At 35.1% G+C, this 513-nt stretch carries 1 protein-coding gene; it reads left to right on the forward strand.

Annotation, left to right across the window (positions count from 1 at the left end):
• Positions 1-266: chemotaxis protein CheW (locus GQX97_RS14635; RefSeq protein ID WP_232473461.1), on the forward strand; the 266-nt coding region annotated here is incomplete at its 5' end.
• Positions 267-513 lie beyond the last annotated feature (247 nt).

A 513-nucleotide genomic window follows, 5' to 3' on the forward strand; every position in this document is an offset into this window, starting at 1 on the left:
TAAAGGATTTTAATATGTTGGATAATCAAAAAATTAATGCTAGTGAAATAGCACAGATTGGCGGTGTGGGTATAGGTGCTGAAGAGAACGCTTCCACAGAGCCAAGTCAGCAATTTCTTGTTTTTAAGATAGATAACGAAGAATATGCTCTTGATGTGTTAAGTATAGAGGGTATAGTTGGTGTTACTACTATTACTCCTGTACCGGGAAGTCCAACTATCCTTGCTATACCATCACCAACCTCTACTACTACACCAACCTCATAAGAAGCAAAATAAAGAGAACGCTTCCACAGAGCCAAGTCAGCAATTTCTTGTTTTTAAGATAGATAACGAAGAATATGCTCTTGATGTGTTAAGTATAGAGGGTATAGTTGGTGTAATAATGGCGTAAAATAATAAAGGATTTAAATATGTGGGATAATAAAAAAATTATTGCTAGTAAAATACCACAGTTGGGCGGTAAGCAAAATAAAGATGAAGCAATAGAAGAGGGATTAAAGTTGTTGGATAT

Origin of the sequence: Brachyspira sp. SAP_772 (assembly GCF_009755885.1) — a bacterium.
Classification (GTDB): Bacteria; Spirochaetota; Brachyspiria; order Brachyspirales; family Brachyspiraceae; genus Brachyspira.